The sequence below is a fragment of the Paraburkholderia sp. BL21I4N1 genome (genome assembly GCF_002973525.1).
In the GTDB taxonomy this organism is placed as follows: domain Bacteria; phylum Pseudomonadota; class Gammaproteobacteria; order Burkholderiales; family Burkholderiaceae; genus Paraburkholderia.
The window spans coordinates 1-1,739 of sequence record NZ_PVEN01000054.1; the positions used below are offsets into that span (position 1 = coordinate 1).

1 protein-coding gene is annotated in these 1,739 nt (G+C 59.9%); it reads right to left on the reverse strand.

The genetic code is table 11. The features are described 5' to 3' along the window. Positions 1–501 precede the first annotated feature (501 nt). Positions 502–1,656 (reverse strand): IS110 family transposase, encoded by a 1,155-nt coding sequence (locus B0G83_RS37955; RefSeq protein WP_105512356.1) that lies wholly within the window; start codon positions 1,654–1,656, stop codon positions 502–504. Positions 1,657–1,739 lie beyond the last annotated feature (83 nt).

The following is a 1,739-nucleotide window of genomic DNA, read 5'->3' on the forward strand; positions in this document are numbered from 1 at the left end:
TGCGCGCGTCTTTCATCAGGGTCCGGGCCAGCGGCCCAACATGACCGGTTGTAGAGCCGCAGTCCTTCACCTTCTCACATGCACTAGCGCGGCATTGCAGCATGTATCAACAGCGGACCTCGATTGAGCTTGTGCTCAACGGGGAAGCCCTTCTATGAGCAGAAAGTTGTCAAGTGGTTTGCAAACTGAGGCATAAATCATCTGTCGAGTATGCTCCCGCCTCACGGTAGCAAGGCAATCTCTGCTGCAAATCGAAACTACGGCAGGTCCGAAGCCGATCGTCGCGCTCGTGAGATCCAACGCCTCACCACCTTCTATCCGCTGGCCGATAGCCAGCCTCATCCTGTATGCGCGTTGCGCCGGAATGTTTCCGGGAGCATGCCCCATCTTGAGAATCGGTCACGTCAGTAACCCGGGCTTCCCACGGGCATGTTCACTTCAAACCGTCCATCCATCGTGTTTCGCGTCATCCATGTTTTCGCTGTTGACCGCCTCGCTGACTCAACTCGACTTCAACAGCGCTCCTTCGGGTATCACACCGTCCTTGAGATAGCGCCACAGGGCGATCACGAGACGTCGTGCCACAGCGACGATTGCAATGCGTCGGACGCGTCGGTTCAGTTGCGTACCCTGTACGCGTTGGTGGAACCAGTGTGTCAGCACGCTCTCTGGCTGGTAGCGCAGCCACGACCACGCCAGTTCGATCAACAGCGCGCGCACACGTCGGTTACCCTGCTTACTGATGCCCTGATCAACGCGACTCTCGCCGCTATCGTAGGGCTGTGGAACGAGGCCAACGCACGCGCCAACTTCACGCCTGTTGCGGAATGTCCGCCAGAACAGTTCGAGTGCGAGGCGGACGGCACCCACCGGGCCGACACCCTTCAGCCGTGACAGATCGTCGATCCGTTTGTGTGCGGCCGCCGGCAGGTTTTCGTGTCGCGCCTTGTCAAGAACAGCGAATTGCTGTTCGACCAGCGCCAGCCGGTTGCATTCGCGCAGCAACCGCTCACGCAGTTCGGCCGGCAGCGGTGTGCCGTCATAACACGTTACCTCGTTACGGGCGAGCCGGCCCACAAAGCTCTTGTGATCGACCTCATCCCAGCATCCGAGCGTGGCCAGCAGCTTGCGCATCCGGTCACGATGCTGCAGCATTTCCTTCTGCAGTTGCCCGCGGTCGCGCATGAGCTGGCGTGATGCTTCATCCTGCAAGGACGGCACGCGCACGACATGCATCCGGTCCCGCTCACCGCGCAGCCACCCACGGAGGTTGGTGACCAGTTTGATTGCATCAAGGCGGTCGGTCTTCGCGCGGCGCCGGTGGCGTTCGACGGGAATGCTTGCGGCATCGATTACATAGCATTCGATGCCGCGCGCCTGCAGCGCACGATAGATCCAGAACGCATCCTGCCCAGCCTCGTAGCTTACTGCCACGCGCATACTAGACGGCAACGACCACTTTGCCTTGTGAGAGTCAATCAGGCCCAGCACTGCCTGCAGTCGGCCAGCGGCACCCGGGTTTGTCACCGTGTGAACCGCAGGTTTCTCGCGCTGGCCGTCATGCAGCGCGACTTTCCACTTCGCTGCGGCTAGCTCGATTGATACCGCCAGCAGGAACTCGTCGCTGCCGGTCGCGGATGACTGATCTGTGCGCATGATGCTCTCCTTTGAACGGGAATCGCCCTCTGATTTTACGTTTCAGATCATCGGTGGTCCGCCTGCTTCATAGGATCTTGTAG

Bases quoted from the DNA above. Each gene is read 5' to 3' on its own strand.
- B0G83_RS37955 (WP_105512356.1), bottom strand. From the start codon at position 1,656: ATGCGCACAGATCAGTCATCCGCGACCGGCAGCGACGAGTTCCTGCTG.